Genomic DNA, 24,241 nt, shown 5'->3' with positions numbered 1-24,241 from the left:
CTTAAGTCCTCTCTTGCTGCGCCAAAATGGCGACCAGTTGACGATACGGGCCAATCGCCCGGGCCAGGCACACTGCTGACAACAAGGCTGCCAAGGCAGAGACCAAACCCAATGACAGCCCTACTTTCTGTTCGTCATGGAAAATAAAATCCGTGAAAAAAGCGACCAGAAAGGGCCCCATACCCAAGCCAATCAAATTAATCAGAAGCAGGTAAATCGATGTGACTTGTCCCCGCAATTGATTGGGGGTAATGGCCTGCAAGATAGGGGGGGCCAAGGCAACGGGCATCCCCAGAAAGAAGGTCGTTGCTGCCACAGCCACCAAAGCAAGCTCGGCAGAAGGGGCGAAGGCCAGCGCCACTCCAGTCACGATCAAAACGCTGGTGGCGGCCAAGGAAATAAGGATCGAGCCTACCAGCTTGCCCCGTGCTGTCAGACGGTCAGCCAGAAAGCCACTGACCAGCATGCCACCAATGCCAAAGCTCAGAATAATGACCCCATAGGCTGGGCCAATTTCACCAGGAGTCCACCCCCACTGGCGGATAAAGGTGGCGGGCAGCCAGGCCGTGACGCCGAACGTGATCATGGCAGTCAAGCCGGGAGCCAGCAGCAGTGGAAAGTAAGCCCGTTTATGGCGCAGCACATAGCGCCAATCAGGAGCGGGAGCCGAACCGGCATGTGGAGTCGAGTCAGTCCCTTTCATGCCCCGCCGCACCGGCTCGCGCACGGTCAGCATTAGCAGAATAAGAGGAATACCGGGCAAAGCCACAAAGATGAAGGCCGCCTGCCAGGGTTTGAAGCTGCCCAGCAGCGGAAACATCAGCGTGCCTGATTGGCTGGTCGCTTCAATAACCAGCCCACCCACAATAAATGCAGTCGCCGATCCTATATAAACCCCTGATGTATAGATACTCATGGCGCGGGCCCGACGCTCGGGGGCAAAGTAATCGGCCAACATAGAATAGGCGGCCGGAGACAGGGCGGCCTCGCCAATGCCCACAAACATACGGGCGACAAAAAGCGATGCAAAGCCAGTCACATAGCCTCCTGCGGCAGTAGCCAACACCCACACCACCATTCCGATCACAATCAGGTTCCGACGATTCCAACTATCCGCCAAGCGGCCCAGAAAAATTCCAACAAACGTATAGAAAATGGCAAATGCAAAGCCGTGAACAATACTGAACACCCAATCTGACAGATGCAAATCCTTCTTGATGGGCTGCACTAACAGGCCCAAAATCTGGCGATCCACAAAAGACAGCGTGTAGGCCAGCAACAAGACAATCGTGACGTAATACGCATAGCCCAAGGTTGAAAGCTGGTTGGAAGCGGGCATGCGTACACGGCCCGGCAAGTAAGGCAGGCTCAAGGCAAACTCCTGTGAAGGATGGGGAAGGAAATTAAATGGACTGGCATGAACAGCCAGCCCTGGTGGGCCTCAGCCGCTTTGGCCCTGAAGCAGCATCAAGGCATCTAATGCAACTACACCCTGACCTTCAGGCAGCACAATGACCGGATTGAGGTCTATCTCGCTAATAGCAGGCGTCCCACGCAACACCTGCCCAAGACGGATGATCAACTCGGCCAATGCTTCGCGATCAAGTCTGGGGGAGCCTCGATAGCCATGCAACAAGGCCGCTGCCTGCAACTGATCGAGCTCATGTAATACCTCTGTCATGGAGAGATCAGCATCCAACAAGCGAACATCGCGCATGATTTCTGCCGTAACCCCCCCCATGCCTACTAAAATCACGGGTCCCCACTGCGGATCCTGACGCGCCCCTACAATCATCTCCAGGCCGCGCCGTCCCATGACCTCTACCAGCACACCATCAAGAACAATACTCACGTCGTAGTTAGCCACATTCTCATGCAGACGGTTCCAGGCCTGCTCTAAAGATGGCCTGTCGCCAACGTTGAGAATGACACCGCCTGCATCGCTCTTATGACTTAACTGCGCAGACTGGGCCTTGAGCGCAACAGGCCAACCCAGCGTCTGGGCAGCCTCTACCGCCTGTTCCAGGCACGTAGCCAGTTCTCCACGGGCAAATGGTATGCCCGCTTGGGCCAGGATCTGCTTGGCCTGATATTCAGGAATGACGGTACGATCTGTCGGCAACACTAAAGCTTTGGGTTCGCTGTGACTACTGTCAAAGCTACGTGCTTGAAACGCTGTCAAACGTTGTACGGCACGCAAGGCCCGCTCGGTACTGGGGAAATATGGAACGCCCAGGCTACGCATTTGCTCAATGAACTCGGGTGGAACAGCCGCCCCCTCGTCCAATCCGGCAAGCACCACGGCTTTTCGGGGACGCAAGTCGTGTATGGCTCGCAGCACCGGTGGCATTTTGATGCCGCAGGTCACCGTATCGCCCTGAATCAGGCCAACAACAAGAGTGGAGAAGCGTTCGTCCCTCAGCAAAGCCGTCAAAGTACGGTAGTAAAGGTCCGGATCAACCAAACCTTGCGCCGTCAAGTCCAAGGGATTGCTCACACCCACAAAGCCGGGCAACACCGACCTTAGCTGCGGTGAGTCCTGATCACTGATCTCCGGCAGGTCCAGTTGCAGAGCCTCGGCCCAATCCAGGGTCAAGGCCTTGAAGGCCCCCGACTCACCCAGAACCGCTACGCCCGCAGCCGGCAAGGCAGGACAACGAATGGCAATCTCGGCGATATCACCCAGCTCTTCCAGCGTTTCAGCAAAAACAGCACCCGCACGCTCCATCTTGGTGCGCATCAATGAATAGTCGCCTGCCAGAACACCGGTATGTGTGGCCGCGGACGCGCGAGCCGCACTACTTTTGCCCGGATGAAGCAGTACAAGCGTCTTGCCCTGACTACGTGCCTGAGTAACCGCTGCCAGCATGCGCTCTGGATGACGAAACTGCTCCACAATCATCGCAATAACGCGGGTATGGCTTTGCTCCAGCAGGAACTCCACATAGTCCTCCGCAGCACTGGCCGCCTCATTGCCCGTCGAAACCGCGTAGGACAAGGGCAAGTTGCGACTGGACAAGGTGGTGCACAACACCGTCATCATCGCACCGCTTTGCGACACCACCCCAATGCACGGCTGTTGTTCCTGCGTCTTGTGCCGAATGTCAACTTGCACAAACGTCAATGGCACACCTTGCTGATAATTGATACTCCCCAAACAGTTGGGCCCTTCGATCACCATGCCAGCCTCAGCCGCGATTCGGGCAATCTCATTTTGCTCGGCTTGCCCCTGTATACCGGCCTCGGCAAAACCTGCCGTAAAGATGATCGCCGCACCGACACGCCGCTTGGCCAGTGAACGAACGGTATCCAGAACGGCCGTTTGTGGAATCGCCAATACAGCCACATCCACGCCGTCAGGCAACTGCTCAACGGATGTCAAGCAAGGACGGCCTGCTATCTGGACTCGCCTGGGATTGATCAAGTAAATCTCGCCGGCAAAACCGTTTCGCTCCAGATTACCCAGTACCGATGCACCCAGTGCTCCGGGTGTGGCCGATGCGCCCACAATAGCTATGGAGCCCGGCCTTAACAGCCGCCCGATATCCGGCCGCTGAGCGGCCACCCTCTGTGTCCTTATCACTGCTGTCTCCCATTGAGTGGTGGCAGCGCTCTTTCAGACCAAAGAGGCTGTCCCCCTGCTGTGCCCCTTATCGGGCTTCTTGTTTGGAAAGGTCGTAGGTTCCCAAGCCAGGTTTGTATGTTTTGTCGTCCAAAAACTGCCGCATACCTTCTTTGCGACCTTCGTTATCAAAACTGTTGGCCGCCTCCTGAACACGCACCAGATAATCTTCCGCATTGTCGTAGGTCATTTCCTGCACACGACGGATGGCATCCTTGGTGGCCTTCAATGCAATCGGGTTTTTTTGCAGCAAGACTCGGGCGACCTGTGTCACGCGCTCTTGCAAGCTCTCCAAGGGCAAGGACTCATTGACCAGCCCCCACTGGGCTGCCGTCCGACCGTCAATACTCTCACCCATCATGGCGTGATACATCGCATTACGGAATGACAACAACTCCACAGCAACTTTTGAGGCCCCTCCACCGGGCAAAATACCCCAATTGATTTCAGACAAGCCGAACGTGGCCTCATCCGCGGCAAACGCCAAGTCGCAGGCAAACAAGGGACCATAGCCTCCACCAAAGCACCAGCCATTAACCATCGCAATCGTCGGTTTCTGAAACCAACGCAGTCGGCGCCACCAACCGTAGCTTTCGCGTTGCGCCTTACGCGTCCCTTTCAGGCCAGTGGCTTCTGTTTCCCTGAAATATTCTTTCAAATCCATACCAGCAGTCCAAGCCGAGCCCTCGCCACTGAGCACCACCACACCAACGTCCTCACGGAACTCCAGTTCATCGAGCACACGCATCATCTGACGATTAAGTTGCGGACTCATGGCGTTGCGTTTCTCGGGACGATTAAATTTCACCCAAGCGATACGGCCCTCTACCGTACACAACACGGTTTGCTCTTCTGTGCGTTCAATATTCATCAGCCTTCCTTGCTCTTTTAAAACTGAGTGTTTGATCAATTGATTCAACTCGATAATTATTATGATATATAACCATTATTGATCATCACAATACAGCGTTAACCCTAGGTGACTACAAATACAACCTTGCATAAGGTCACTAGTCTGACCTGATCAAGCGATGCGCTCCCTGCTTGACCAATCTGCGTCCAATATGAAAAAAACCGCCCGAAGGCGGTTTTCTTGCAGAGACTCTCTCTTAAGATAAGAAAGCGTGAGGGAACAAGATCAGGATGTTTTGATAGCACCCGCAGAATTGGCCGAGATTGTCCGACGCCGTGCGGAAATACGTACCCAAACCTGCTGGAACACAATCAAGGCACCGGCAATGAACACAACGTCACCCAAGGTACGCCACCAGCGCAGGGATTGCAGGATAGGCTGCTGCATGAACTCTTCGCTGCGGGCATACCACATGCCTTCCGAGATGCTGGCCCAAGCCTGAATAATCCCGGCCGGCAGCAAGCTGACGAACATCATCAGCACCAGACCCAGGTTCAGCGTCCAGAAGCCCCAGCTCATCAGGCGATCGTTGTAACGAACCTCGGGCGAGATATAACGCACCACCAGCAAGACAAAGCCCAGAGACAGGAAGCCATACACACCGAACAAGGCTGCGTGAGCATGCAATGGCGTGGTGTTCAAACCCTGGATGTAGTACAGCGAGATAGGTGGGTTGATCAGGAAGCCAAACACACCAGCACCCAGCATGTTCCAGAAGGCCACGGCCACAAAGAACATGACAGGCCAACGCAAATCACTCATCCAGCTGGCTTGTTTCTGCATCTTCCAGTTATGGAAAGCTTCGTAGCCCAGCATGATCAAAGGCACCACTTCCAACGCGCTGAAGGAAGCACCAATGGCCATGATCGGCGTGGTCGTACCCGAGAAGTACAGGTGGTGCAAAGTACCAGGCACACCACCGACCAGGAACAGCGAGGCCGCTGCCAAACCCGCAATCGTGGCACTACGCTTGGAAACCAGACCCAAGGTCAGGAAGATAAAGCCCATGGCAACCGTTGCAAAGACCTCGAAGAAGCCCTCAACCCACAGGTGAACCACCCACCAGCGCCAGTACTCCATGATGGTGATATTGGTGTGCTCGCCATAGAACAAGCCGGTACCGTAGAACAGACCAATGGCCACGGTAGAGATGGTCAACAGAACCAATAAATGGTTGTCGCCCTTGTCACGACGCAAGGCAGGCCACATGCCACGCAACATCAGCAGGAGCCAGAAAGCCAGGCCAATGAACTTGATGATCTGCCAGAAACGGCCCAGATCCAGATACTCATAACCCTGGTGACCGAACCAGAAGTTCAGCTCGGGGGGCAGGATGTTTTTGATGGCCAGGAAGTTGCCGGCAAAAGAACCAATAAAGAGCACAACCAGAGCGCCGAACAGAACGTCCACACCCAGACGCTGGAACTTCGGATCCTCGCCCCCGTTAATCAATGGCACCAGGAACAGACCAGCGGTCAGGAAGCCACTGGCAATCCACAAAAGGGCTGCCTGAATATGCCAGGTACGGGTCAAGGAGTAAGGGAACCACTGCGACACGTCTATGCCATAGAACATCTGGCCTTCGACCGTGTAGTGCGCCGTAAAGCCGCCCAGGAAGACCTGGATGACAAACAGGGCAACCGTCAGGAAGGCATATTTTTTCAGGGCACGCTGCGAAGGGGTCAGGCGGAAAGCCAGAACCGGATCAGTGGCCGGTGCAACAGGGGCTTCCTCTTCTTTGTGCGTAAAGGCCCAGATCCAGACCAGCAAACCAATACCGGCCAGCAAGAGCACGATACTGACAATGGACCAGACAATATTGGCCGTGGAAGGATGGTTATCCACCAAAGGCTCATGTGGCCAGTTGTTGGTATAGCTGACGGTGGTGCCAGGACGCTCGGTTACCGTGGCCCAGGACAGCCAGAAGAAAAAGCGGGTCATGTCCTGACGACGCTGCAGCTCTGGCAAGGTGTTGTCCTTCATGGCGAAGCTTTCGCGGCTGGACTTCAGCTCAGGCGCGTCGCCAAACAGGTCGATGTAATACTGGGCGGTGGTATCGATGGCCTTGGCGCGACGTTCGCTGATCTGCAATACGCCCGTCGCTTCATCAATGCGGTTGGGACGGTATTCGTCCTGCAGCTCCTGCCGCAAAGTGGCCTGCTGACTGGATGTCAGCTGATCGTAGTTCAGCGAGTAGGTTTGCTGGGCAGCCAGATCCAGCCAGGCCAGAGCCTCGCGGTGCAACCAGTCGGCGCTCCAGTCCGGGGCCTGGTAGGCCCCATGCCCCCAGATCGAGCCCAGCTGCATGCCGCCGGTACTTTGCCAGGCGGACTGGCCACGATGTATCTGTTCCTGTGAGGTAAATTCACGGCCATCCGGTGTGACTACCTTGACGGGCATGGGGGGTGCCTGGCGATACACCTCCACACCTGTCCATCCCAGGATGGCAAAGGTCACCATGGTGACTGCCACCAGGGACCACCATAGTTTTTTATAGCTACGCATTTTCTTCTCCGTCTCGCTGATGAATCAAACGACCCAATCCAAACAAGTCCTGGCAGGACCCAGTTACCTGGTCAAAACCTGTTTGGGTACGGCCCCGGAACGGGGGACGGACCGAAGCACACGCCTTGTAGCGATGTTCTGCTAAGTCGGGGGTCATGTCATAGTCCTTAAAAATGTATGACAAAACATCTAAAGCAAAGACCGTGCCAAGTTCTGGACGACATAGATCAAAGGATTGCAATCAGCCTGGGTATAAACTACCTCGACAAAACTGGGTATTTTTCACCATAAGGGTATTTTTCACCCATGCTAGATCTCTTGATTGCCGACCTTGCCACCGAGATTCCGGGAGCGTTACGCCTGCAGCGCATGGTGCATTTGCTGGCACGGCACTTTGGCTGTGATGCGGCGGGTTTGCTGAAGCTGGACGACACGGTGCTGCGCATTGTGGCGGCCAGTGGTCTGGGCCATGACACTTTGGGGCGTCACTTTGTCATTGCAGATCATCCCCGACTGGCGCGGATCCTGAACTCCCACAGCCTGACCCGCTTTGAACCCAACTGTGCCCTGCCGGACCCGTATGACGGCCTGCTTGATGACAAGCTGGGCCAGCCCCTACCGGTGCATGATTGCGTGGGAATTACCGTGCAAGTCCAGGGCACGCCCTGGGGCATTCTGACGCTGGATGCCTTGCGACCAGGGACGTTTTCAGCCTCCACGCTGGTGGAACTCAAGCACTGGTGTCTGGTGTTGGAAAGCGCAATTCGCATCAGCGAGCTGGAAGAAGAAAACCGCAGCTTGCGCCTGCTCTCCACCTTGCCGCCCGATTACCTGTCGCGCAATAACTCGGCCGCCATCATTGGCAACAGCAAATCCCTGCTGGAGGTCATTCAATTACTGGACACGGTGGCCACCTCCGAGCTGCCTGTGCTCTTGCTGGGTGAGACCGGCGTGGGGAAGGAGTTATTTGCACAACGCCTGCACCAACGCTCACCACGCCACAACAAACCCTTGATCTACGTGAACTGCGCTGCCCTGCCCGAGTCTCTGGCAGAAAGCGAATTATTCGGGCACGTAAAGGGCGCATTCTCGGGTGCCCATGAGAATCGGGCCGGGCGCTTTGAAGCGGCCCAGGGCGGCACCCTGTTTCTGGATGAAATCGGCGAGTTGTCTTTAACGATACAAGCCAAACTGCTGCGTACTTTGCAGAACGGCGAGATTCAGCGCCTGGGGGCGGACCACCCCATTAAATTGAATGTACGTCTGGTTGCTGCCACCAACCGTGATCTGAGCCAGCAGATCGCCCAAGGTGGTTTCCGGGCGGACTTGTTTCACCGTCTGTCGGTTTTCCCCCTCACGATCCCCGCACTGCGCGACCGCCATCAGGACATTCTGCTGCTGGCAGGCCACTTTCTGGAAACCAACCGTTCTCGTTTGGGATTGCGCGGAATTCGCTTATCCCCCGACGCAGAAGCCGCTTTACTGGCTTATCATTGGCCAGGTAATGTTCGCGAACTAGAACATTTAATCAGTAGGGCAACCATCCGCCTGCTGGTCGATACGCCAGATCGTAACCAAATATTTACGCTTGGCGCCGATAATCTCAATTTGTTACCTTCTACCCACCAGCCTGTCGCAGCGACCAGTACGGCTATTGGCTTACCTCGCCCATCCTTGCGTCAGTCCGTTGAGCAGCTGCAAAGCCGGCTGATCCGGCAAGCTCTGGATGAGACCGACGGTAACTGGAGCCAGGCTGCCCGGCAGCTAGGCATAGACCCCAGCAATCTGCACAAGCTGGCCAGCAAACTAGGGCTTAAAACCCGCTCAGAAAGCTTAAGTGATGACTGACATATCCTACCCCTCCTTGTTAGCCAGCCTGCCCGTTTTCTCCCAGCTGGACGCAGCCAGCATTAACGAACTGTGGCAGGAGGGGCGCCTGATCCACTACGACAAGGACAGCCAGGTCTTTCGTCAGGAACAAAGCAGCGACCACTTTTTTGTTCTGCTGCAAGGCCTGATCAAAGTCGTACGCACCATGCCCAATGGCTCACAACTCCTGGTACGTTTTGCCTTGCCCGGCGACGTAATTGGCATTGCCCCTGCCCTGCGCCGTCGCAACTATCCGGCAACCGCCATTAGCGTGACCACCAGCGCCGCATTGGCCTGGCCTGAAAAGTCCTGGGACAGCCTGACGCAACGCTTTCCTTGCCTGCTCAGTTCTGCACAAGACACGGTCGCACAACGACTAAGCGATGCCGATGATCGCCTGCTGGAGATTCATAGTCTGGAAGTGGAGCAGCGGCTGGCTCACAGCCTGCTGCGCTTGATTCGCCAGGTGGGCCAAAGCGGCGCACAAGGGACGTCCTTGAGTATTCCGGTAACCCGGCAAGATCTGGCCGACCTGGCCGGGACCACCTTGTACACGGCCAGCCGCGTCGTCAGCAGCTGGGATCATCAAGGTTTGATTCTGGCAGGCCGCAAGCAAATTACGATTGCGGACTTGGACAAGTTTGCACAAGCGGTTCTGGAACGCGGCTAAGCGCGGGTTTAGTCTTCAGTGACCAGACGCAGACCCAAGTAACGCGGCGGCACACCAACCGAACACGCCCCGGTTTTTGGGTCGCGAATAAAGTCAGGCATCACAGCAATGTGCTCGCCCCCCAAGGTACGGACACCGCAGTTTTCCAGGCGAGACTCTGCGCGCGGCATGCTGATGCGGTGTACCCGGACATGGCAGGTATTGGTCCATTCAGCCACCTGCCCACCCGCATCAAACACCCCATAAGCATTGGCAACGCCCTGCCCCAAAGGCGCCAAGGGCACCTCTTGCTCCTGTTTGCGCTTGTAGCTTTCCTGATATTCCTGCAGCCACAAAGCGGCCTGCTCATTCTCATCCAGCCCACCCTGCGCCGATTCAGGTACTTTCTGATCGGCGAAATAGCTCCATTCCAGATACTGCGGCAAACGGAATGTCTTGCCTGTACGCTCGCTTAACCAGGCAGCGTAATCCTGTCCGTCCTGCCAGCTCACCCCGACAACCGGCATATTCTTGGCCTGCCCTCGACCCACTGCATCTGCAGCCTTGCAACGTTCTGCACGAACGCACTGATCGTACTCGTACTGGCTGACTTGATATTTCATCGCTTTCAGGGTCGGGGCCGGGGCATACATCACCGTATCGGACGCGACCAGGCGGCCATCGAGCAAGTACTCGCCAGCCTGCATGAGCTCACGGGCCGGGCCAGCCACTTCCACCAGTTCGGGCAAAGCGGACGGATTGCTGGACTCCCCAGCCGAACATCCGGCCAAGATGGCCGCTAACAGCACGGTTCCCGCTACACGACTTTGCATTGTGAACTCCCAAGAGACAGCCACCATTGAAACGTAGCCAGTGGTTCATGTCCTTGCGCCAAGGCAAACAGCGTCCTTAAGGCATCAAAATTCTCCGCTCACACGTTCCTGCCCCTTCCTTGAGCCTTATACTGCTGGTCTCCCATCGCTCCTTGAACCCTCGGGCCAAAAAAATGAATGCTGACTTGACGACAGGTTCCGAAGATATGGCGGCGGCAGTGCGCCGCATTGTCCATCTTTATCAAGGGCTGACGCCAGACCGGCTATCCGAGCTGGAGGTCTGCTATGCGCCTGACGCCCATTTCAAGGACCCCTTCAATGAGGTAGAGGGCGTTGCAGCCATCCGCGGCATCTTCGAGCACATGTTTACAGCGTTGCACTCGCCACGCTTTGTCATTACGCAGCAGATCGTCCAGGACCAACGAGCCTTTCTGGAATGGGAGTTCCGCTTCTGCATCAAACGCTGGAAGCCGGATCTTGAACACTGCATCCGGGGAGCGTCAGCGCTGTCCTTTGATGGACAAGGTCGGGTGACCCATCATCGAGATTATTGGGATGCGGCAGAGGAGCTTTACGAAAAGCTACCCATGCTGGGTTTATTGATGCGCTGGCTGCGACGTACGATGTCCACATCGGAAAAGTAGCCCCCCCCCCCTCACACTCCGTACCCAACACCGGCAGGGGGTGCCGGACGGATTCCGGAGACTGTCTTACTGTGCCAAGGACGTACGGCCCGAGCCTGCCAGACCATCAAAGGTGGTGCTGCTCACCCATTCAATGATCTGCTCGTGGGTGTACTGCCCCGACTCTTTGAGAAGGCTCACCACAGGGTCACATGCACGCGCAAACAAGGTGTAGAGCACCAGCTCGACTGGCAGACCCGATTGCAGGCTGCCTGCCGTCTGCGCCTCGATAATCCAGGTGCTCAGACGATTACTCAAGGCAATCAGGCGATCCATGTACTCATCATTTGACTGGAGCGAGGCGCTAAGGCTTGAGTTCTGCGCGGGCAGCGACGGCATTTCCCCTTGCAACTGGGTATCCATCGTCCAGCGCACCACAGATTTGAGCTGATCAATCGCCGTAATGGGTTGGCCTGCTTCTGCAGCATCCTGAGCCTGTTTGCGCAGCTCATCCACAAAAGCCAGGGCGCGATCGAGCACGCCCACCATCGCCGCAGCGGCCAATTCTTCCTTGGACGTAAACAGCTTATATAGGCTGGCCTTGGCCATGCCTGCCTCGGCGGCGACTTGGTCGACCGTCATGGCATCGTAGCCTTTGGTCGCCAAAAGACGGTTAACAGCGGTCACGATGGCTTCTACGCGTACGCGCTGGATTTGTTCTTTGATTGAGGATCGAGCGTTCATGAGTTCTATTTTAGGACGAATGAGATCATCTTGCATACCAAATAGTGCAAAAATATTATTTAAGGTTTATAGTTTGAACTAATAAGTTCACTGTTTGATCTTTCCGGTTCATAACCTCCTGCGCAACACCCTAAGGAGCTGCCATGCGTCGTATCGCTGTAATCGGTTCGGGCATATCCGGCTTGGCCGCTGCCTATCGTCTTGCTCACTCCCAAGACACGCATCGCGTCTGTCTGATTGAAGCCAACTCTTATTTCGGCGGACATGCCAATACTGTCGAGCTCAGCCTGGATGGTATTAGCCACGGGGTGGATACCGGTTTTTTGGTGTTCAACCACCGCACCTATCCCCTGCTCACAAAGCTATTCAAGGAGCTGGAGGTAGAGACCGCCCCCTCGGAGATGTCCTTCTCCGTGCAGATTCCCCACCCTGATGGCAGACCGGGGCTGGAATGGAGCGGTAGCTCTCTAGGCAGCGTGTTTGCACAGCGCAGGAACTTGATAAGCCCACGCTTTATTGGCATGTTGCTGGAAATTTTGCGCTTCAATCGTCTGACGACGGATATCGCCCAGCGCCAGCTTGAGTCACAACTCAATACGCCCATAGAAACCTTTCTGGATCTGCATGGCTTTGGCAGCACATTTCGCAACAACTACCTGTTGCCCATGATTGGCAGCATCTGGTCTTGTCCGACCGATCAAATGCTCCGCTTCCCCGTCGCTACCCTGATTCGCTTTTGTCACAATCACGGACTAATCCAGATCACCAAACGTCCCCAGTGGCACACCGTTCGAGGCGGCTCTCAACGCTACGTACGCCGCATCATTGAGCGACTGCAAGAGGACGGCCGCCACGAAATCCGATTGAACGCCCCTGTGTTCAGCCTTAAACGTGAAGCCCAAAGCGTCATGGTAGAAATGCCTCACGGTACCGAGCAGTTCGATGCTGTCGTGCTGGCCTGCCATAGTGATCAGGCATTGCGCCTGCTGGGCCAGGACGCAACCCAGACAGAGCGTGCCGTGCTGGGCAGCATTCGTTATCAAGCCAATGAAGCCGTATTGCATACCGACACTGCCGTCTTGCCACAGCGCCAAGCCGCCTGGGCGGCCTGGAACTATGAACGCGCCAGCTCGGCGGCTTCAGAGGAAACCGGAGTTTGCCTGCATTACCTCATCAACCGCCTTCAGCCACTGCCCTGGCAGCAAGCCGTCGTGGTCTCGCTCAATCCGGCCCGTCCCATAGCCGCGGACAAGGTACATGCGCGCATTACGTACAGCCACCCAGTCTTTGACCATGCCGCCATCCTGGCACAACAACAGCTTGAAAAGTTGCAGGGCCAACGCCGGACCTGGTTCTGCGGTGCCTGGTGCGGCTACGGATTTCACGAGGACGGTTTGCGTTCGGGTCTGAGCGCCGCTGACCAGGTTCTGCTGTCCCTGAACCGTGCAGAGCAGGCGGCCCACACTGATCTCAGGCAGGAGGAAACCGTATGAATGCCTCCGCTCTCATTGGCTTTGGTCATATCTGGCATCGGCGGCTGCGGCCAGTCGAGCACGCCTTTCATTACCCTGGTTATTTCCTGCTGCTTCCCATGCGTAGCCTGCGGGAACACCCAGTCCCCGTCCTGCGCCGCAACCAACGCGGCTGGATCAGCTTTCATGACAGCGATCATGGCAATGGCGGTAATGACGCTCTGGCCTGGTTTGAATCTCTGTTAGAGCAGGAAGGTATTGAGGATGCGGATGGCGAGATCTGGCTGCATACCTTTCCGCGCGTCCTGGGTTATGTCTTCAAGCCCGTGAGCTTCTGGTACGCCCATCGGGCCGACGGTTCGCTGGCGGCGATTCTGGCCGAAGTCAACAACACCTTCGGTGAGCGTCATGCCTATCTCCTGGCAGGGCCGCATCTGGGCTGGGATTGCGAACAAGTTGCCAGCAAGCAATTTCATGTCTCCCCGTTTTGCGAAACCCACGGCGAGTATCGCTTTCGATTCTCGCGCGATGAAACTACCAACCTGGCGCTCGTCGATCTGTACGACGACGCAGGCCCCCTGTTACGCACAGGTGTTCAAGGAACGCTACACCCCCTGAATGCGGCTACCGTACGCAGGGCATTTTTTGGCACACCGCTGATGACCCTGGGGGTCATTGTTCGCATCCATTGGCAAGCACTACGCCTGTGGGCAAAGCGGCTTCCCTTCCATCGCAAACCACCAGCGCCCAAGCGCTCTGTCACACGATGAATACAAGCACCGCCACTCTCTTGAGCAAGTCCGCAACAGCAAGCAGCGACTTGTCACCTCACGCGAACCGCGTCCTGAAGCTCTTGACGCATTTGCCTCATGGCCAGTTGGAGCTTCAGTTGCCCGATGGGCAAGTGCGGCATTTTCCCAAGCAAAATGCAGTGGAACCCGACGCCTGCTGCGCAATCGGGCAGTGGGAGGCGCTGGACCGCATCTTGAGCTCGGGCGACATTGGCTTTGCGGAAGGCTATATAGAAGGTCAATGGGACACCGATGACCTAAGCGGCTTGCTGCGTCTGTGCATCCGCAACCGCAATCACCTGGAACAACTGGTGTACGGTCACTGGTGGGCTCGACTGGGCTTCAGACTGCGCCATATGCTTCACCGCAACACGCGGGCGGGCAGCGCTAAAAACATTCATGCTCACTACGATCTGGGCAACGACTTTTATCGACTCTGGCTGGACCCAAGCATGAGCTACAGCGCTGCCTGGTTCGAAGGTCTTGACGGCTCGGCCTTGCACGAGGCTGATCTGGAGCAGGCTCAAGGCGCAAAAACCAGACGGGCGCTGCGTGAGACGGGACTGCAGCCGGGGCAACAACTGCTGGAAATTGGCTGTGGCTGGGGAGCGCTTGCCCAGACAGCGGCCACGGAGTTCGGCGCGCAGGTGACAGGGGTCACCTTGTCACGCGAACAGCTTGACTGGGGCATGCAGCGCATAAGCAAAGCCGGCCTGCAGGAACAGGTTGATCTGCGTTATCAGGACTACCGGGATCTGGCGAAAGAACACGCGGCGCAGCCCTTTGACGCCATTGTCTCCATTGAAATGTTCGAAGCTGTCGGGCATGAATACTGGCGCACCTACTTCAAGACTTTGCATGATTGCCTCAAACCGGGCGGCTATGCCTGCGTGCAATCCATCACCCTGCGCGAAGACCTTTTTGCCCGTTATTTGCACTCCTCCGACTTTATCCAGCAATTCATTTTTCCCGGAGGGCTGCTGCCCAGTGTCACGGCCTTCGAGCGCGAGGCCCAGCGAGCTGGCCTGACCGTGGTCAGAGCAATGAGCTTTGGCAAGGATTACGCCGAAACACTCCGACGCTGGCGTCAGGCTTTTGAGCAAAAGCTCGATGCAGTCCGCAGCCAGGGCTTTGACGAGCGCTTTGTTCGCATCTGGCGATTTTATCTGGCCTATTGCGAGGCTGCCTTTGATATGGGCAACACCGATGTAGTCCAGTTCACCCTGAGAAGGCCTGACCATGACTGATATTCGACGACGCCAGGCCCTGATCGTGGGCATCAGCCTTCTCGCCCCTACCCTTATTGCCATGACCCCTAATCTCTCGGCGGCCGCAGCGGCTGTCCCCCAGGAGCTGCGCTCCACCCTGCCCTCTGCCCATCTTGTTGGCAGTGGTCCCATGCGCTTTTTTGGACTGCGGGTTTACGAGGCGCGCCTGTGGGCAATGCCGGACTTCGAGCCCAAAGAGTATGCACGCCAGCCCTTCGCCCTGGAGCTGATCTATGACCGCAAACTGGAAGGCGAAGCCATTGCCGAGCGTTCAGTTGCCGAAATGCGGCGTGTGGGCAGTTTCTCCGAGCAGCAGGCTCGCCAATGGCTGCTCCTGATGAAAAAGGCTTTTCCGGATGTCCTGGCACAAGATCGCCTGCTGGGCGTGACAGACGGAACCGGCGATGTCCGCTTTTTCCATAATGGACGTGAAACCGCCCGTATTCAGGACGCAGAGTATGCGCGCCTGTTTTTCGGAATTTGGCTGTCTGAGCAGACTTCTGCACCAGGCTTGCGAACAGCCCTCTTAGGCAAACGCTGATAAAGGCGCAACCATGCTCCCCCCAGGCTCCCGCCCCTTAAAGCCGCTGCATTGGCGTACGGGACTCTCCTATGGAAGTCTTGGCCTGCCGCTGTCGTTCGTGTCGCTCCCTTTATATGTGAACCTGCCGCATTACTACGCGGCGGTGGCCGGGGTGCCGCTGGCGGGCCTGGGCGCCGTGCTGCTGGCTACCCGAGCCGTTGACGCGGTGCTAGACCCTGCGCTGGGAAGGCTGGCCGATCGTCTTTTGCATCGAGGCCTGGGCCAGGCCTGGCTGGCCGCTTTGTTGGGCAGCATGATCATGGGCTTGGGTTTTGCAGCACTGTGGCATCCTCCCGAAGGTGACCCACAAGAGATGTTGATCTGGCTGGCACTCAGCCTGCTAGTATGCACCTTGGCCTATAGCGCCGTAAGCATCTTGCATCAGGCCTGGGGGACTCGCTGGGGTGGTGATCCCAATTGGCGTGCGCGTGTCACCGCATGGCGTGAAGGCGCCACGCTTCTTGGTGTCTTGCTGGCCAGCGTATTGCCCACCTGGTTAGGCTTTGATGCGACCAGTGTCGTGCTTTTTCTAGCCTTGGCCATAGGCCTGTTCGGGCTACATCGCCTGCCGCTCGCTACCGCCCACCCCATGGATTATGCACTTGGGCACAGCAGTTCTGCATCAAGCACCTCACCCTGGGCTGATGCCAGTTTCCGCAGGCTGTTATTCGTCTTCATGCTCAACGGCGTAGCCGCCGCCATACCCGCTACCTTGTTGCCCTTTTTCGTGGCAGACCGCCTGCAGGCCCCGGAGATGCAGCCGCTCTTTCTTCTGTGCTATTTCGGCGCCGCCGCGGCAGGGCTGCCTTTATGGGTACGGGCTGTCTCGCGCTGGGGACTGGCACCCAGTTGGCGGGCCGGCATGCTGACAAGCGTTGTCGCCTTTTCCCTGACACCCTGGCTTGATGCCAGCGACGGTGACGCCTTCCTCGTTATCTGCCTGGCAAGCGGGCTGGCTCTGGGCGCGGATCTGGCCTTGCCAGGCGCCCTGCTGACCGGTGTCATCCATGAATCCGGTCAGGGCGGCTCGGGCGAAGGACGGTATCTGGGCTGGTGGACTTGTGCTGCCAAGCTCAACCTAGCCTTGGCAGCCGGTCTGTGCCTGCCCCTTCTTTCCGCCCTGGGTTACCAGAGCGGCACAAGCGACCCGTCTGGCCTGCAGGCGTTGGCCTGGGCTTATGGGGGCCTTCCCTGCCTGTTCAAACTATTGGCGTGGGCTGGCCTGTGGCGCGCCGAGCATCTGCACTCATCCTGGAGACTGATATGAAACTGACAAACAGCCTTGTCTCAACCCTGCCCTGGCGGCGCGTTGCCCTGGGACTGACACTCATGGGCACACTGGCCGGATGCGTGGGACCCACGGTCCAGGACTATGCCCAGGAACGCCCTGAACTGGACCTGCGTCAATATTTCAATGGCCCCTTAACCGCCCACGGCCTGTTCACAGACCGTTCCGGCAAAGTGGTCAAGCGCTTTACCGTGCGCATGACGGGCACCTGGAAGGGCGATGAAGGCGTGCTAGACGAGCACTTTGTCTACAGCGATGGCACCACTCAGCAACGGATCTGGCATTTGAAGCATCTGGGTGATGGCCGCTACAGCGGACGCGCTGACGATGTGGTCGGCCAGGCCCAGGGCCAGACCGCTGGCAACGCCTTTCATTGGAATTACGTGCTGGCACTGCCGGTGGACGGCAAGGTCTGGAACGTGAACATGGATGACTGGATGTACTTGATGGATGGCCGCACCATGCTCAACCGCGCTGCCATGAGCAAATTCGGCGTTCATCTGGGGGATGTGACACTGTCCTTCATGAAGGAGTAAGTGTGATGACACTGCTACACGCAAAACTCAATCCGCCGCTCAGTCACTGGCAAGGAAAATACGCCTGGATTGTCGGTGCCTCATCAGGCATAGGCAGAGCCACCGCGGAGGCGCTTCATGCGCAAGGCGCGCAGCTCATAGTCTCGGCCAGAGACACCGATGCGCTGCACGAGCTGGCCCAAGGCCGGGAGAGGTTTGTCGTCGTCCCGCTGGATGTCACCGAACCTGAAACGCTGGCTGCGGCCAAGCTGAAAGTACAAGCCTGCGTCGATATGGCGCCCGATCTGGTGCTGTATTGCGCAGGCAGGTACCTGCCCCAACGGGCGACCGAGTTCAATCTTCTGGAGATGCAGAAACATCTGGCAGTCAATTATGTGGGCGCGCTGCATCTGCTCGATGCGGTCATCCCGATGCTGCTTGAGGCCGGACGCGGCCACCTGGCCCTGGTGGGTAGCGTGGCGGGCTACCGCGGGCTGCCAATGTCCCTGGCCTATGGGCCCACCAAAGCCGCACTGAATAATCTGGCGGAGAACCTCTATTTGGATCTGCACCCGTTGGGACTGGGCATTTCCATTATCAACCCCGGTTTTGTAGACACCCCGCTGACCGTCCAGAACAGCTTCAAGATGCCCGCGCTCATCACCCCAGAAGAAGCAGCCCGTCATATCCTGCATGGCTGGAAACAGGGACAGTTTGAAATGAACTTCCCCCGTCGTTTTACCCGCTGGGTAAAGCTCATGCGATGCCTGCCCGATAGCTGGTACTTTTCGGCGGTACGTCGTGTCACTGGAATGTAAACGCAGCCGCACATGGAGACAGCACACCCCGCGCACTACCGCGCCCACACTCTGCGCCTGATACTGGGCGACCAGCTCAACCCACAGCACAGCTGGTTCCAACAGGTGGACAGTCAGGTGGTCTATGTACTGATGGAGGTGCGTCAGGAAACCGACTATGTCTTGCATCATGCACAGAAAATTCTGGCCATTTTCGCTGCAATGCGTGACTTTGCGCAGCAGTTGCGAGCCGCTGGCCATCGTGTGCGTTATGTGACATTTGAAGACCCCAGCAACCGTCACTCCATCACCGACAACCTGACGGCGCTCGCGGCGCATTACGGTGTCCACCAGGTGCAATGGCAACAAGCCGACGAATGGCGACTGGATACTCAATTGCAACAGTGGGCAGACACGCAGTCCCTGAGTTGCTCAGGGGTGGATAGTGAACACTTTCTGAGCCGCCGCGATGAGCTGGCGACCCAGATGCGCGGTCGACGCCAATGGCTGATGGAGCATTTCTATTGCCGTATGCGTCGCCGGTACCGGTTGCTGCTGGACGACCATGAGCAGCCGGTCGGTGGCAAGTGGAACTTTGACCATGAGAATCGCAAACCCTGGCCCGGCACTCCGGCTGAACCCACCGACTGGCGGCCCTGCCACGACCACAGTGTGCTTTGGGAAAAGCTGCAGCGTTGTGATGTGCCCAGCTTTGGCGATCCCCAGGCCAACGCCTTTCGCTGGCCGCTGAACCGCCAGGAAGCACTGCACTGTCTGGAGGCCTTCATCACCCATGCTCTGCCGCATTTTGGCGACTACGAAGATGCCATGTCCAGCCGAGCTCCTCGGCTGTTTCACTCGCTGCTCTCGTTCGCCCTGAACGTCAAAATGCTCCACCCGCTTGAGGTGCTGGAACGGGCCGAACGGGCCTGGCGAGAGGAACAGGCCCCCTTGGCTGCCGTGGAAGGCTTTACACGCCAGATCCTGGGTTGGCGCGAATACGTACGCGGCATCTACTGGGCTCACATGCCGGGCTACGAAAGCCTCAATGCATTCGGGCATGATTTGCCACTGCCGCACTGGTTCTGGACTGGGAACACCCGCATGCGATGCCTGAAACAGTGCATTCAGCAGTCCTTGCACAGCGCTCATGCTCACCATATCCAGCGCCTGATGGTGATTGGCAACTTTGCTCTGCTGGCCGGACTCGACCCGGCTGCTGTCCACCGCTGGTATCTGGGCATCTATATTGACGCTTTTGAATGGGTGGAACTGCCCAATACACTGGGTATGAGTCAGTATGCCGACGGTGGCCTGATCGCCACCAAGCCTTACATCAGCAGCGCCGCCTATTTACAACGCATGAGCGACTACTGTCAGGGTTGTGCCTACAAGCCCAAGGAGAAAACAGGGCCACACGCCTGCCCCTTCAATGCCTTGTACTGGGATTTCCTTGCCCGCAATGCCCAAGAACTGGGAGGCGCGGGACGGATGGCATTGATGTATCGCCAATGGCAGAAAATGGCCCCCGAGCAACAAGTTGCCCTACGCACCCACGCAGGGCAACTGCGCAAGAACCTGGATACTCTGTAAGCCACCCACACTGACCGAGGCATGACATGCAATCCCTGCCCACCGCTTACCGTGCCCTTATCCTGGGCAGCTCCGGCGCCATGACCGCCCAGCTGGCCGCCGATCCTCGCTGCGGCGAGCTGGTTAGCCTGCATCGGCGCAGCACACCCGCCCTGGACTTCGATCAGCCCGAGACGATTGCCACAGCGGCCCAAACCTTGAGCACACAAGGACCCTGGCATCTCATCGTGCTTGCCACCGGCATGCTCAGTAGCCCTACCGGGGGTCCTGAAAAGCGCTTGGCCGATCTGAATGCCGCCCACCTGATGGCCAACTTTAGCACCAACGCGATAGGCCCGGCCCTGGTACTGGCCCATTTTGCACCGTTGCTCCCCAGACACGAGCGCTGCACCCGGGCACTGTTACCTCAGCCTTGTCGGCGCCCTTTCGGGGCGCTCAAATCGGCCGCCCGCCTGCCGATGCGGCGCAAGCCCTGCTGGCCACGCTAGACACACTCAGCCCAAAGGACAGTGGTGGTTTCTGGGCCTACAATGGTCACGGACTGCCTTGGTAAGTTCTTTGCTCACCTTCACACACGGAGAATTCCATGCGCATCCTTCTGACAGGAGGCACGGGCCTCATTGGACAGGCCCTTTGCCAACACTGGCAACAATACGGCCACGAACTCTGGGTGTGGAGCCGAAACCCCCAGCAAGTCCCCCAATTGTGCCCAGGCGCAACGGGTATCGCGGTGCTGGACGAGCTCAATGGCAGCGCGCCGTTTGACGCGGTCATCAACCTGGCCGGAGCGCCCATTGCCAATCAACGCTGGACTGAGGCACGGCGCCAGCTTCTATGGCAAAGTCGGGTCGATCTGACACGCCGTCTGGTGGACTGGATGGGGCGACAAGCGTCGGTGCCCCCCGTCTTGATCTCGGGCTCCGCGGTAGGCTGGTACGGGGATGGCGGCGAACAGCAACTGACTGAGGCCAGCGCACCCGGCAACAAGGACTTTGGGAGCCAACTTTGTGTGGCCTGGGAGCAAGAGGCTGAACAGGCTCGCCAGTGGGGGGCGCGCGTGGTCTTGCTGCGCACCGCGCCCGTCTTGGCCAGAAACGCCGGGATGCTAGCTCGGCTGCTCCCCTCGTTCAGGCTGGGATTGGGTGCCAGACTGGGCGATGGGCAACAATGGATGCCGTGGATACACCTTGAGGACCAGGTCGCTCTTATCGACTACCTGCTGCACAACCAGAGCTGTGAGGGTCCTTACAACGCGTGTGCGCCTCAGCCGGTGCGCAATGCGGAGTTCACCCGCATCCTGGCGCAAGAGCTGGGCAAGCCAGCCCTGTTTCATGCCCCGGCCTGGGTGCTACGGCTGGCATTGGGAGAGATGTCTGTTCTGCTGCTGGGCGGACAACGACTGATTCCGCAACGCGCCCAGCAAGCAGGTTTCAGTTGGCGTCACCCTGAACTGTCCGAGGCCTTAAGGGATGTGCTTAACAAAGCCTGAACGGATCGTTTACAGAGGTGGTCTTGCCATCTTGCCCATCAAAAAACGGCGTACGCTAAGGTTCGGGCATCGCCTTTGCCCAAGCCGTCCCGAGCAAAAGCCACACACCCCCTGTCCGTGACGCCCAAGGGCCCTGCCACGAGACACTGCCGCGCCGAACGGCGCGGCCTGAACCTTGCGCGCTTACGTCAGAAAGTTCACAAAGCCGGTAATGATCACGGCATTGAAGAAGTCGATGAACAAGGAGCCCACCAGAGGAATCACAAAGAAGGCTTTGCGTGATGGACCATTATCTTCCGTGAAGGCCTGCATATTCGCCATGGCGTTAGGCGTTGCACCCATGCCAAAACCACAATGGCCAGCCGACATCACCACAGCATCGTAGTCCTTGCCCATGACCTTGAAAGTCACGTAGCTGGCAAAGAAGAACATCATGACAGTCTGGGCAATCAGGATCACCAAGAGCGGACCTGCCACTTGAGCCAGCTCCCACAGTTTCATCACCATCAGCGCCATGACCAGGAAGAAAGCCAACGACACATTGCCGATGATCTCAAACTCTTTTTCCGGCAAGCGGTAACGACGCCAGTCGATCACGTTACGGATGATGGCCGCCACCAGCATGGAGCCCAGGTAAGCAGGCAAGACAATGCCACGATCGCCCAGCCATTCAATGATGACACTGCCCACACCAATCGCTATAGACAGCAGCACTACGGCGTATACCGGCATTTCAAAGCCGCCATCATCAGCCTGAACGGTTTGCTTGACCGTAGTCTCCATCGCATGAGGCGCATCTGTACCTTCGTGCTGACGACGATGACGACGGTGTGGAGCAGGACCGTCGATATTGTATTTTTTCATCAGGCGCTTGCCCAAGGGGCCGCCGATGACACAACCCATTACCAGCCCCCATGTCGAAGCGGCAATGGCAGCAGGCAAAGCCCCAACAGCACCAGCATTTTCCAGCATTGGACCAAAGGCAGCAGAAGTACCGTGGCCCCCCGTCATGGAGATCGAACCGGCGGCCAGACCCAGCAAGGGATTGGCGTCCATGAGGGTCGCCAAGGTCACGCCCATCACGTTCTGCAAAATAATCAGGACAACCGCGCAGCCCAGGAACAAAGCAACGGCCAGACCACCCTTTTTCAGCAACTCGAAGCTGGCTGAAAAACCGATGGTCGTGAAAAAGGCCATCAGCAAGAAATTGCGTATATCGTCGTTAAACGTAAAGTTGAACGAGCCGGTCTGATGTCCAACCAAGGCAATCAAGGCAAAAATCAATCCGCCGATAATGGGGCTGGGAATAAAATAGCGGGCCAATACAGCAACGCGATTCTTTATATATTCTCCCAGCACGAGAAAAACAGCCGCCAAACCTACCGTTTGCGCGATATCGAGCTGAATGTTCATCTATCCGTTCCTTACATCTTTGGAATAAGGGGCCTGCACCTTTGTGTCTGACAGAGGCTTCAAACCAATTTGTTCAAATAGGCATGTCTATCGTCGCTACTTCGTCCTTGTGGGACAAAGGCATGACCACCAACAGCGTAGTAAAACCGAGAAAAATAACATGAACAGGCGCCTAATGACGCCAATTTCCCTGAATCGGCCCGCTTTATTACAAAAAAACCCGCCATGTGGCGGGTTGGGAAAAGCTGGAGACTTAGCGGTCGCGCTCGATGGAAAACGCGCACAAGCTCAGTAATACCTGCTTGAATTCGCTCTCGGGAACATCAGCCAAGGCCTGAACAGCCAGCTGGGCTTCTGCCTTGGCCGCTTCACGGGTATAGGCCAAAGCATCGGTTTGCTCGATAGCCTGTGCAACAGCGGCAAAATCCGCATCACCGGTTTCAATGGCCGACTTGATCAGTTGAACCTGCTCGGGTGTGCCAACTTCCATGACACGGATCAGTGGCATGGTGGGTTTGCCTTCGCGCAGATCGTCACCCACGTTCTTGCCCAAGGCCTGGGCATCACCGGTGTAATCGAGCACGTCGTCGACCAATTGGAAGGCGGTACCCAGGTGGCGGCCATAGGCGGCCATGGCTTCTTCCATTTCAGGCGAAGCACCGGCCACAATCGCCCCCACTTGCGCCGCCGCTTCAAACAGCTTGGCTGTCTTGTAGCGTACGACTTGCAGGTAACGTTCCAGGGAAACGTCCGGGTCGTGTACGTTCAGCAGCTGCAAAACCTCGCCTTCGGCGATCACCGTGGTGGCTGCCGACAGCACGGCCATGGCCGGCATGGAGTTCGATTGCACCATCATCTCGAAGGAGCGCGAGTACAGGTAGTCGCCAACCAGCACGCTGGCGGCATTACCGTAGACCGCATTGGCCGTGTGGCGACCGCGACGCATATCGGATTCATCGACCACATCGTCGTGCAGCAAGGTGGCGGTGTGGATGAACTCCACCACACCTGCCAACAGATGGTGCGTGCTCCCCTGATAAGCCAGCGCGCGGGCTACCAGCAACAGCAGCGCAGGACGCATGCGCTTGCCGCCAGCACTAACGATGTATTCGCCGATTGTGCGTATCAGCACCACATCCGAATTCAAGCGCTCACGAATGACGACATCAAGAGCCTTCATGTCGTCGGCAATAGGTTCAATCAGGGTGGACAGGTTCAAAACAGAATTCCGGACGAGTAAGGGAGGGGGCCGCTATCGGCCAACCGTAACTTGA

The 24,241-nt window shown here is 57.3% G+C and carries 21 protein-coding genes; 13 read left to right on the top strand and 8 right to left on the bottom strand.

Features of this window, described 5'->3' with window-relative positions; genetic code table 11:
- Position 1: 1 nt before the first annotated feature.
- The 4 genes from WFM49_RS15340 to WFM49_RS15325 form a co-directional block, all read right to left on the bottom strand.
- Positions 2 to 1,372 carry a spinster family MFS transporter gene (locus tag WFM49_RS15340; RefSeq protein WP_336974161.1) on the bottom strand — a complete coding sequence of 457 codons (1,371 nt, stop codon included), beginning with the start codon at positions 1,370 to 1,372 and terminating at the stop codon, positions 2 to 4.
- A gap of 69 nt (positions 1,373 to 1,441) precedes the next feature.
- Positions 1,442 to 3,565: an acetate--CoA ligase family protein gene (locus tag WFM49_RS15335; protein ID WP_336974159.1), complete on the bottom strand. Its 2,124-nt coding sequence runs from the start codon at positions 3,563 to 3,565 to the stop codon at positions 1,442 to 1,444.
- An 85-nt stretch (positions 3,566 to 3,650) separates the two neighbouring features.
- Entirely contained in the window at positions 3,651 to 4,493 is an 843-nt protein-coding gene (locus WFM49_RS15330; protein WP_250756143.1) for a p-hydroxycinnamoyl CoA hydratase/lyase, read from the bottom strand.
- Between the two features lie 267 nt (positions 4,494 to 4,760).
- Positions 4,761 to 7,040: a nitric-oxide reductase large subunit gene (locus tag WFM49_RS15325; protein WP_009458786.1), complete on the bottom strand. Its 2,280-nt coding sequence runs from the start codon at positions 7,038 to 7,040 to the stop codon at positions 4,761 to 4,763.
- A 306-nt stretch (positions 7,041 to 7,346) separates the two neighbouring features.
- Here WFM49_RS15325 and norR point away from each other — a divergent pair, with 306 nt between their 5' ends.
- Both norR and WFM49_RS15315 read left to right on the top strand, forming a co-directional pair.
- Positions 7,347 to 8,888 (top strand): nitric oxide reductase transcriptional regulator NorR, encoded by a 1,542-nt coding sequence (gene norR / locus WFM49_RS15320; protein ID WP_336974155.1) that lies wholly within the window; start codon positions 7,347 to 7,349, stop codon positions 8,886 to 8,888.
- Positions 8,881 to 9,579 carry a Crp/Fnr family transcriptional regulator gene (locus tag WFM49_RS15315; RefSeq protein ID WP_009458784.1) on the top strand — a complete coding sequence of 233 codons (699 nt, stop codon included), beginning with the start codon at positions 8,881 to 8,883 and terminating at the stop codon, positions 9,577 to 9,579. Before norR ends, WFM49_RS15315 begins: the two co-directional genes overlap by 8 nt.
- Before the next feature lie 8 nt (positions 9,580 to 9,587).
- Here WFM49_RS15315 and WFM49_RS15310 read toward each other — a convergent pair whose 3' ends face one another.
- A complete protein-coding gene (locus tag WFM49_RS15310; RefSeq protein ID WP_336974153.1) occupies positions 9,588 to 10,391 on the bottom strand; it encodes a formylglycine-generating enzyme family protein in 804 nt (267 codons plus the stop codon).
- A 173-nt stretch (positions 10,392 to 10,564) separates the two neighbouring features.
- On the opposite strand from WFM49_RS15310, the gene WFM49_RS15305 reads away from it, so the two are divergent.
- Positions 10,565 to 11,035, top strand: coding sequence for a nuclear transport factor 2 family protein (locus WFM49_RS15305; protein ID WP_009458783.1), 471 nt, complete (start codon positions 10,565 to 10,567; stop codon positions 11,033 to 11,035).
- Between the two features lie 66 nt (positions 11,036 to 11,101).
- Here the strand turns inward: WFM49_RS15305 and WFM49_RS15300 are convergent, their stop codons facing one another.
- Positions 11,102 to 11,758 carry a TetR/AcrR family transcriptional regulator gene (locus tag WFM49_RS15300; protein ID WP_009458777.1) on the bottom strand — a complete coding sequence of 219 codons (657 nt, stop codon included), beginning with the start codon at positions 11,756 to 11,758 and terminating at the stop codon, positions 11,102 to 11,104.
- A 143-nt stretch (positions 11,759 to 11,901) separates the two neighbouring features.
- On the opposite strand from WFM49_RS15300, the gene WFM49_RS15295 reads away from it, so the two are divergent.
- The 10 genes from WFM49_RS15295 (at position 11,902) to WFM49_RS15250 (ending at position 21,554) form a co-directional block, all read left to right on the top strand.
- Entirely contained in the window at positions 11,902 to 13,251 is a 1,350-nt protein-coding gene (locus tag WFM49_RS15295) for an NAD(P)/FAD-dependent oxidoreductase (protein WP_336974150.1), read from the top strand.
- The gene (locus WFM49_RS15290; protein WP_336974145.1) at positions 13,248 to 14,000 is read left to right on the top strand and encodes a DUF1365 domain-containing protein; all 753 of its coding nucleotides are present in this window, start codon (positions 13,248 to 13,250) and stop codon (positions 13,998 to 14,000) included. The genes WFM49_RS15295 and WFM49_RS15290 overlap by 4 nt, the downstream gene beginning before the upstream one ends.
- A complete protein-coding gene (locus tag WFM49_RS15285) occupies positions 13,997 to 15,268 on the top strand; it encodes a cyclopropane-fatty-acyl-phospholipid synthase family protein (protein ID WP_336974143.1) in 1,272 nt (423 codons plus the stop codon). Before WFM49_RS15290 ends, WFM49_RS15285 begins: the two co-directional genes overlap by 4 nt.
- Positions 15,261 to 15,830 carry a chalcone isomerase family protein gene (locus tag WFM49_RS15280; RefSeq protein WP_022983618.1) on the top strand — a complete coding sequence of 190 codons (570 nt, stop codon included), beginning with the start codon at positions 15,261 to 15,263 and terminating at the stop codon, positions 15,828 to 15,830. Before WFM49_RS15285 ends, WFM49_RS15280 begins: the two co-directional genes overlap by 8 nt.
- A gap of 13 nt (positions 15,831 to 15,843) precedes the next feature.
- Entirely contained in the window at positions 15,844 to 17,139 is a 1,296-nt protein-coding gene (locus WFM49_RS15275; RefSeq protein WP_031233050.1) for an MFS transporter, read from the top strand.
- A complete protein-coding gene (locus WFM49_RS15270; RefSeq protein ID WP_003801994.1) occupies positions 17,136 to 17,696 on the top strand; it encodes a DUF3833 domain-containing protein in 561 nt (186 codons plus the stop codon). The genes WFM49_RS15275 and WFM49_RS15270 overlap by 4 nt, the downstream gene beginning before the upstream one ends.
- 5 nt (positions 17,697 to 17,701) lie before the next feature.
- A complete protein-coding gene (locus WFM49_RS15265; RefSeq protein WP_250756151.1) occupies positions 17,702 to 18,493 on the top strand; it encodes an SDR family NAD(P)-dependent oxidoreductase in 792 nt (263 codons plus the stop codon).
- A gap of 12 nt (positions 18,494 to 18,505) precedes the next feature.
- Positions 18,506 to 20,065: a cryptochrome/photolyase family protein gene (locus WFM49_RS15260; RefSeq protein WP_336974139.1), complete on the top strand. Its 1,560-nt coding sequence runs from the start codon at positions 18,506 to 18,508 to the stop codon at positions 20,063 to 20,065.
- A 26-nt stretch (positions 20,066 to 20,091) separates the two neighbouring features.
- Positions 20,092 to 20,553 carry a short-chain dehydrogenase/reductase SDR gene (locus WFM49_RS15255; RefSeq protein WP_009458762.1) on the top strand — a complete coding sequence of 154 codons (462 nt, stop codon included), beginning with the start codon at positions 20,092 to 20,094 and terminating at the stop codon, positions 20,551 to 20,553.
- A 98-nt stretch (positions 20,554 to 20,651) separates the two neighbouring features.
- The gene (locus tag WFM49_RS15250; protein ID WP_336974135.1) at positions 20,652 to 21,554 is read left to right on the top strand and encodes a TIGR01777 family oxidoreductase; all 903 of its coding nucleotides are present in this window, start codon (positions 20,652 to 20,654) and stop codon (positions 21,552 to 21,554) included.
- 183 nt (positions 21,555 to 21,737) lie between these two features.
- Here the strand turns inward: WFM49_RS15250 and gltS are convergent, their stop codons facing one another.
- The gene (gltS, locus tag WFM49_RS15245; RefSeq protein ID WP_009458760.1) at positions 21,738 to 22,967 is read right to left on the bottom strand and encodes a sodium/glutamate symporter; all 1,230 of its coding nucleotides are present in this window, start codon (positions 22,965 to 22,967) and stop codon (positions 21,738 to 21,740) included.
- A 253-nt stretch (positions 22,968 to 23,220) separates the two neighbouring features.
- Positions 23,221 to 24,186 carry an octaprenyl diphosphate synthase gene (gene ispB, locus WFM49_RS15240; RefSeq protein WP_009458758.1) on the bottom strand — a complete coding sequence of 322 codons (966 nt, stop codon included), beginning with the start codon at positions 24,184 to 24,186 and terminating at the stop codon, positions 23,221 to 23,223.
- Between the last annotated feature and the right edge of the window lie 55 nt (positions 24,187 to 24,241).

This window comes from Alcaligenes sp. PF14 (assembly GCF_037150615.1).
Lineage (GTDB): Bacteria > Pseudomonadota > Gammaproteobacteria > Burkholderiales > Burkholderiaceae_B > Alcaligenes > Alcaligenes phenolicus.
Note: the sequence above shows the minus strand (reverse complement) of the source record. Positions and strands in the feature narration are given on the sequence as shown.

Excerpts from the sequence above, each read along its gene's own strand:
- WFM49_RS15330 (WP_250756143.1), bottom strand. The coding sequence starts at position 4,493 with ATGAATATTGAACGCACAGAAGAGCAAACCGTGTTGTGTACGGTAGAG.
- WFM49_RS15325 (WP_009458786.1), bottom strand. The coding sequence starts at position 7,040 with ATGCGTAGCTATAAAAAACTATGGTGGTCCCTGGTGGCAGTCACCATG.
- norR (WP_336974155.1), top strand. The coding sequence starts at position 7,347 with ATGCTAGATCTCTTGATTGCCGACCTTGCCACCGAGATTCCGGGAGCG.
- WFM49_RS15315 (WP_009458784.1), top strand. The coding sequence starts at position 8,881 with ATGACTGACATATCCTACCCCTCCTTGTTAGCCAGCCTGCCCGTTTTC.
- WFM49_RS15310 (WP_336974153.1), bottom strand. The coding sequence starts at position 10,391 with ATGCAAAGTCGTGTAGCGGGAACCGTGCTGTTAGCGGCCATCTTGGCC.
- WFM49_RS15305 (WP_009458783.1), top strand. The coding sequence starts at position 10,565 with ATGAATGCTGACTTGACGACAGGTTCCGAAGATATGGCGGCGGCAGTG.
- WFM49_RS15300 (WP_009458777.1), bottom strand. The coding sequence starts at position 11,758 with ATGAACGCTCGATCCTCAATCAAAGAACAAATCCAGCGCGTACGCGTA.
- WFM49_RS15295 (WP_336974150.1), top strand. The coding sequence starts at position 11,902 with ATGCGTCGTATCGCTGTAATCGGTTCGGGCATATCCGGCTTGGCCGCT.
- WFM49_RS15290 (WP_336974145.1), top strand. The coding sequence starts at position 13,248 with ATGAATGCCTCCGCTCTCATTGGCTTTGGTCATATCTGGCATCGGCGG.
- WFM49_RS15285 (WP_336974143.1), top strand. The coding sequence starts at position 13,997 with ATGAATACAAGCACCGCCACTCTCTTGAGCAAGTCCGCAACAGCAAGC.
- WFM49_RS15280 (WP_022983618.1), top strand. The coding sequence starts at position 15,261 with ATGACTGATATTCGACGACGCCAGGCCCTGATCGTGGGCATCAGCCTT.
- WFM49_RS15275 (WP_031233050.1), top strand. The coding sequence starts at position 15,844 with ATGCTCCCCCCAGGCTCCCGCCCCTTAAAGCCGCTGCATTGGCGTACG.
- WFM49_RS15270 (WP_003801994.1), top strand. The coding sequence starts at position 17,136 with ATGAAACTGACAAACAGCCTTGTCTCAACCCTGCCCTGGCGGCGCGTT.
- WFM49_RS15265 (WP_250756151.1), top strand. The coding sequence starts at position 17,702 with ATGACACTGCTACACGCAAAACTCAATCCGCCGCTCAGTCACTGGCAA.
- WFM49_RS15260 (WP_336974139.1), top strand. The coding sequence starts at position 18,506 with ATGGAGACAGCACACCCCGCGCACTACCGCGCCCACACTCTGCGCCTG.
- WFM49_RS15255 (WP_009458762.1), top strand. The coding sequence starts at position 20,092 with ATGCAATCCCTGCCCACCGCTTACCGTGCCCTTATCCTGGGCAGCTCC.
- WFM49_RS15250 (WP_336974135.1), top strand. The coding sequence starts at position 20,652 with ATGCGCATCCTTCTGACAGGAGGCACGGGCCTCATTGGACAGGCCCTT.
- gltS (WP_009458760.1), bottom strand. The coding sequence starts at position 22,967 with ATGAACATTCAGCTCGATATCGCGCAAACGGTAGGTTTGGCGGCTGTT.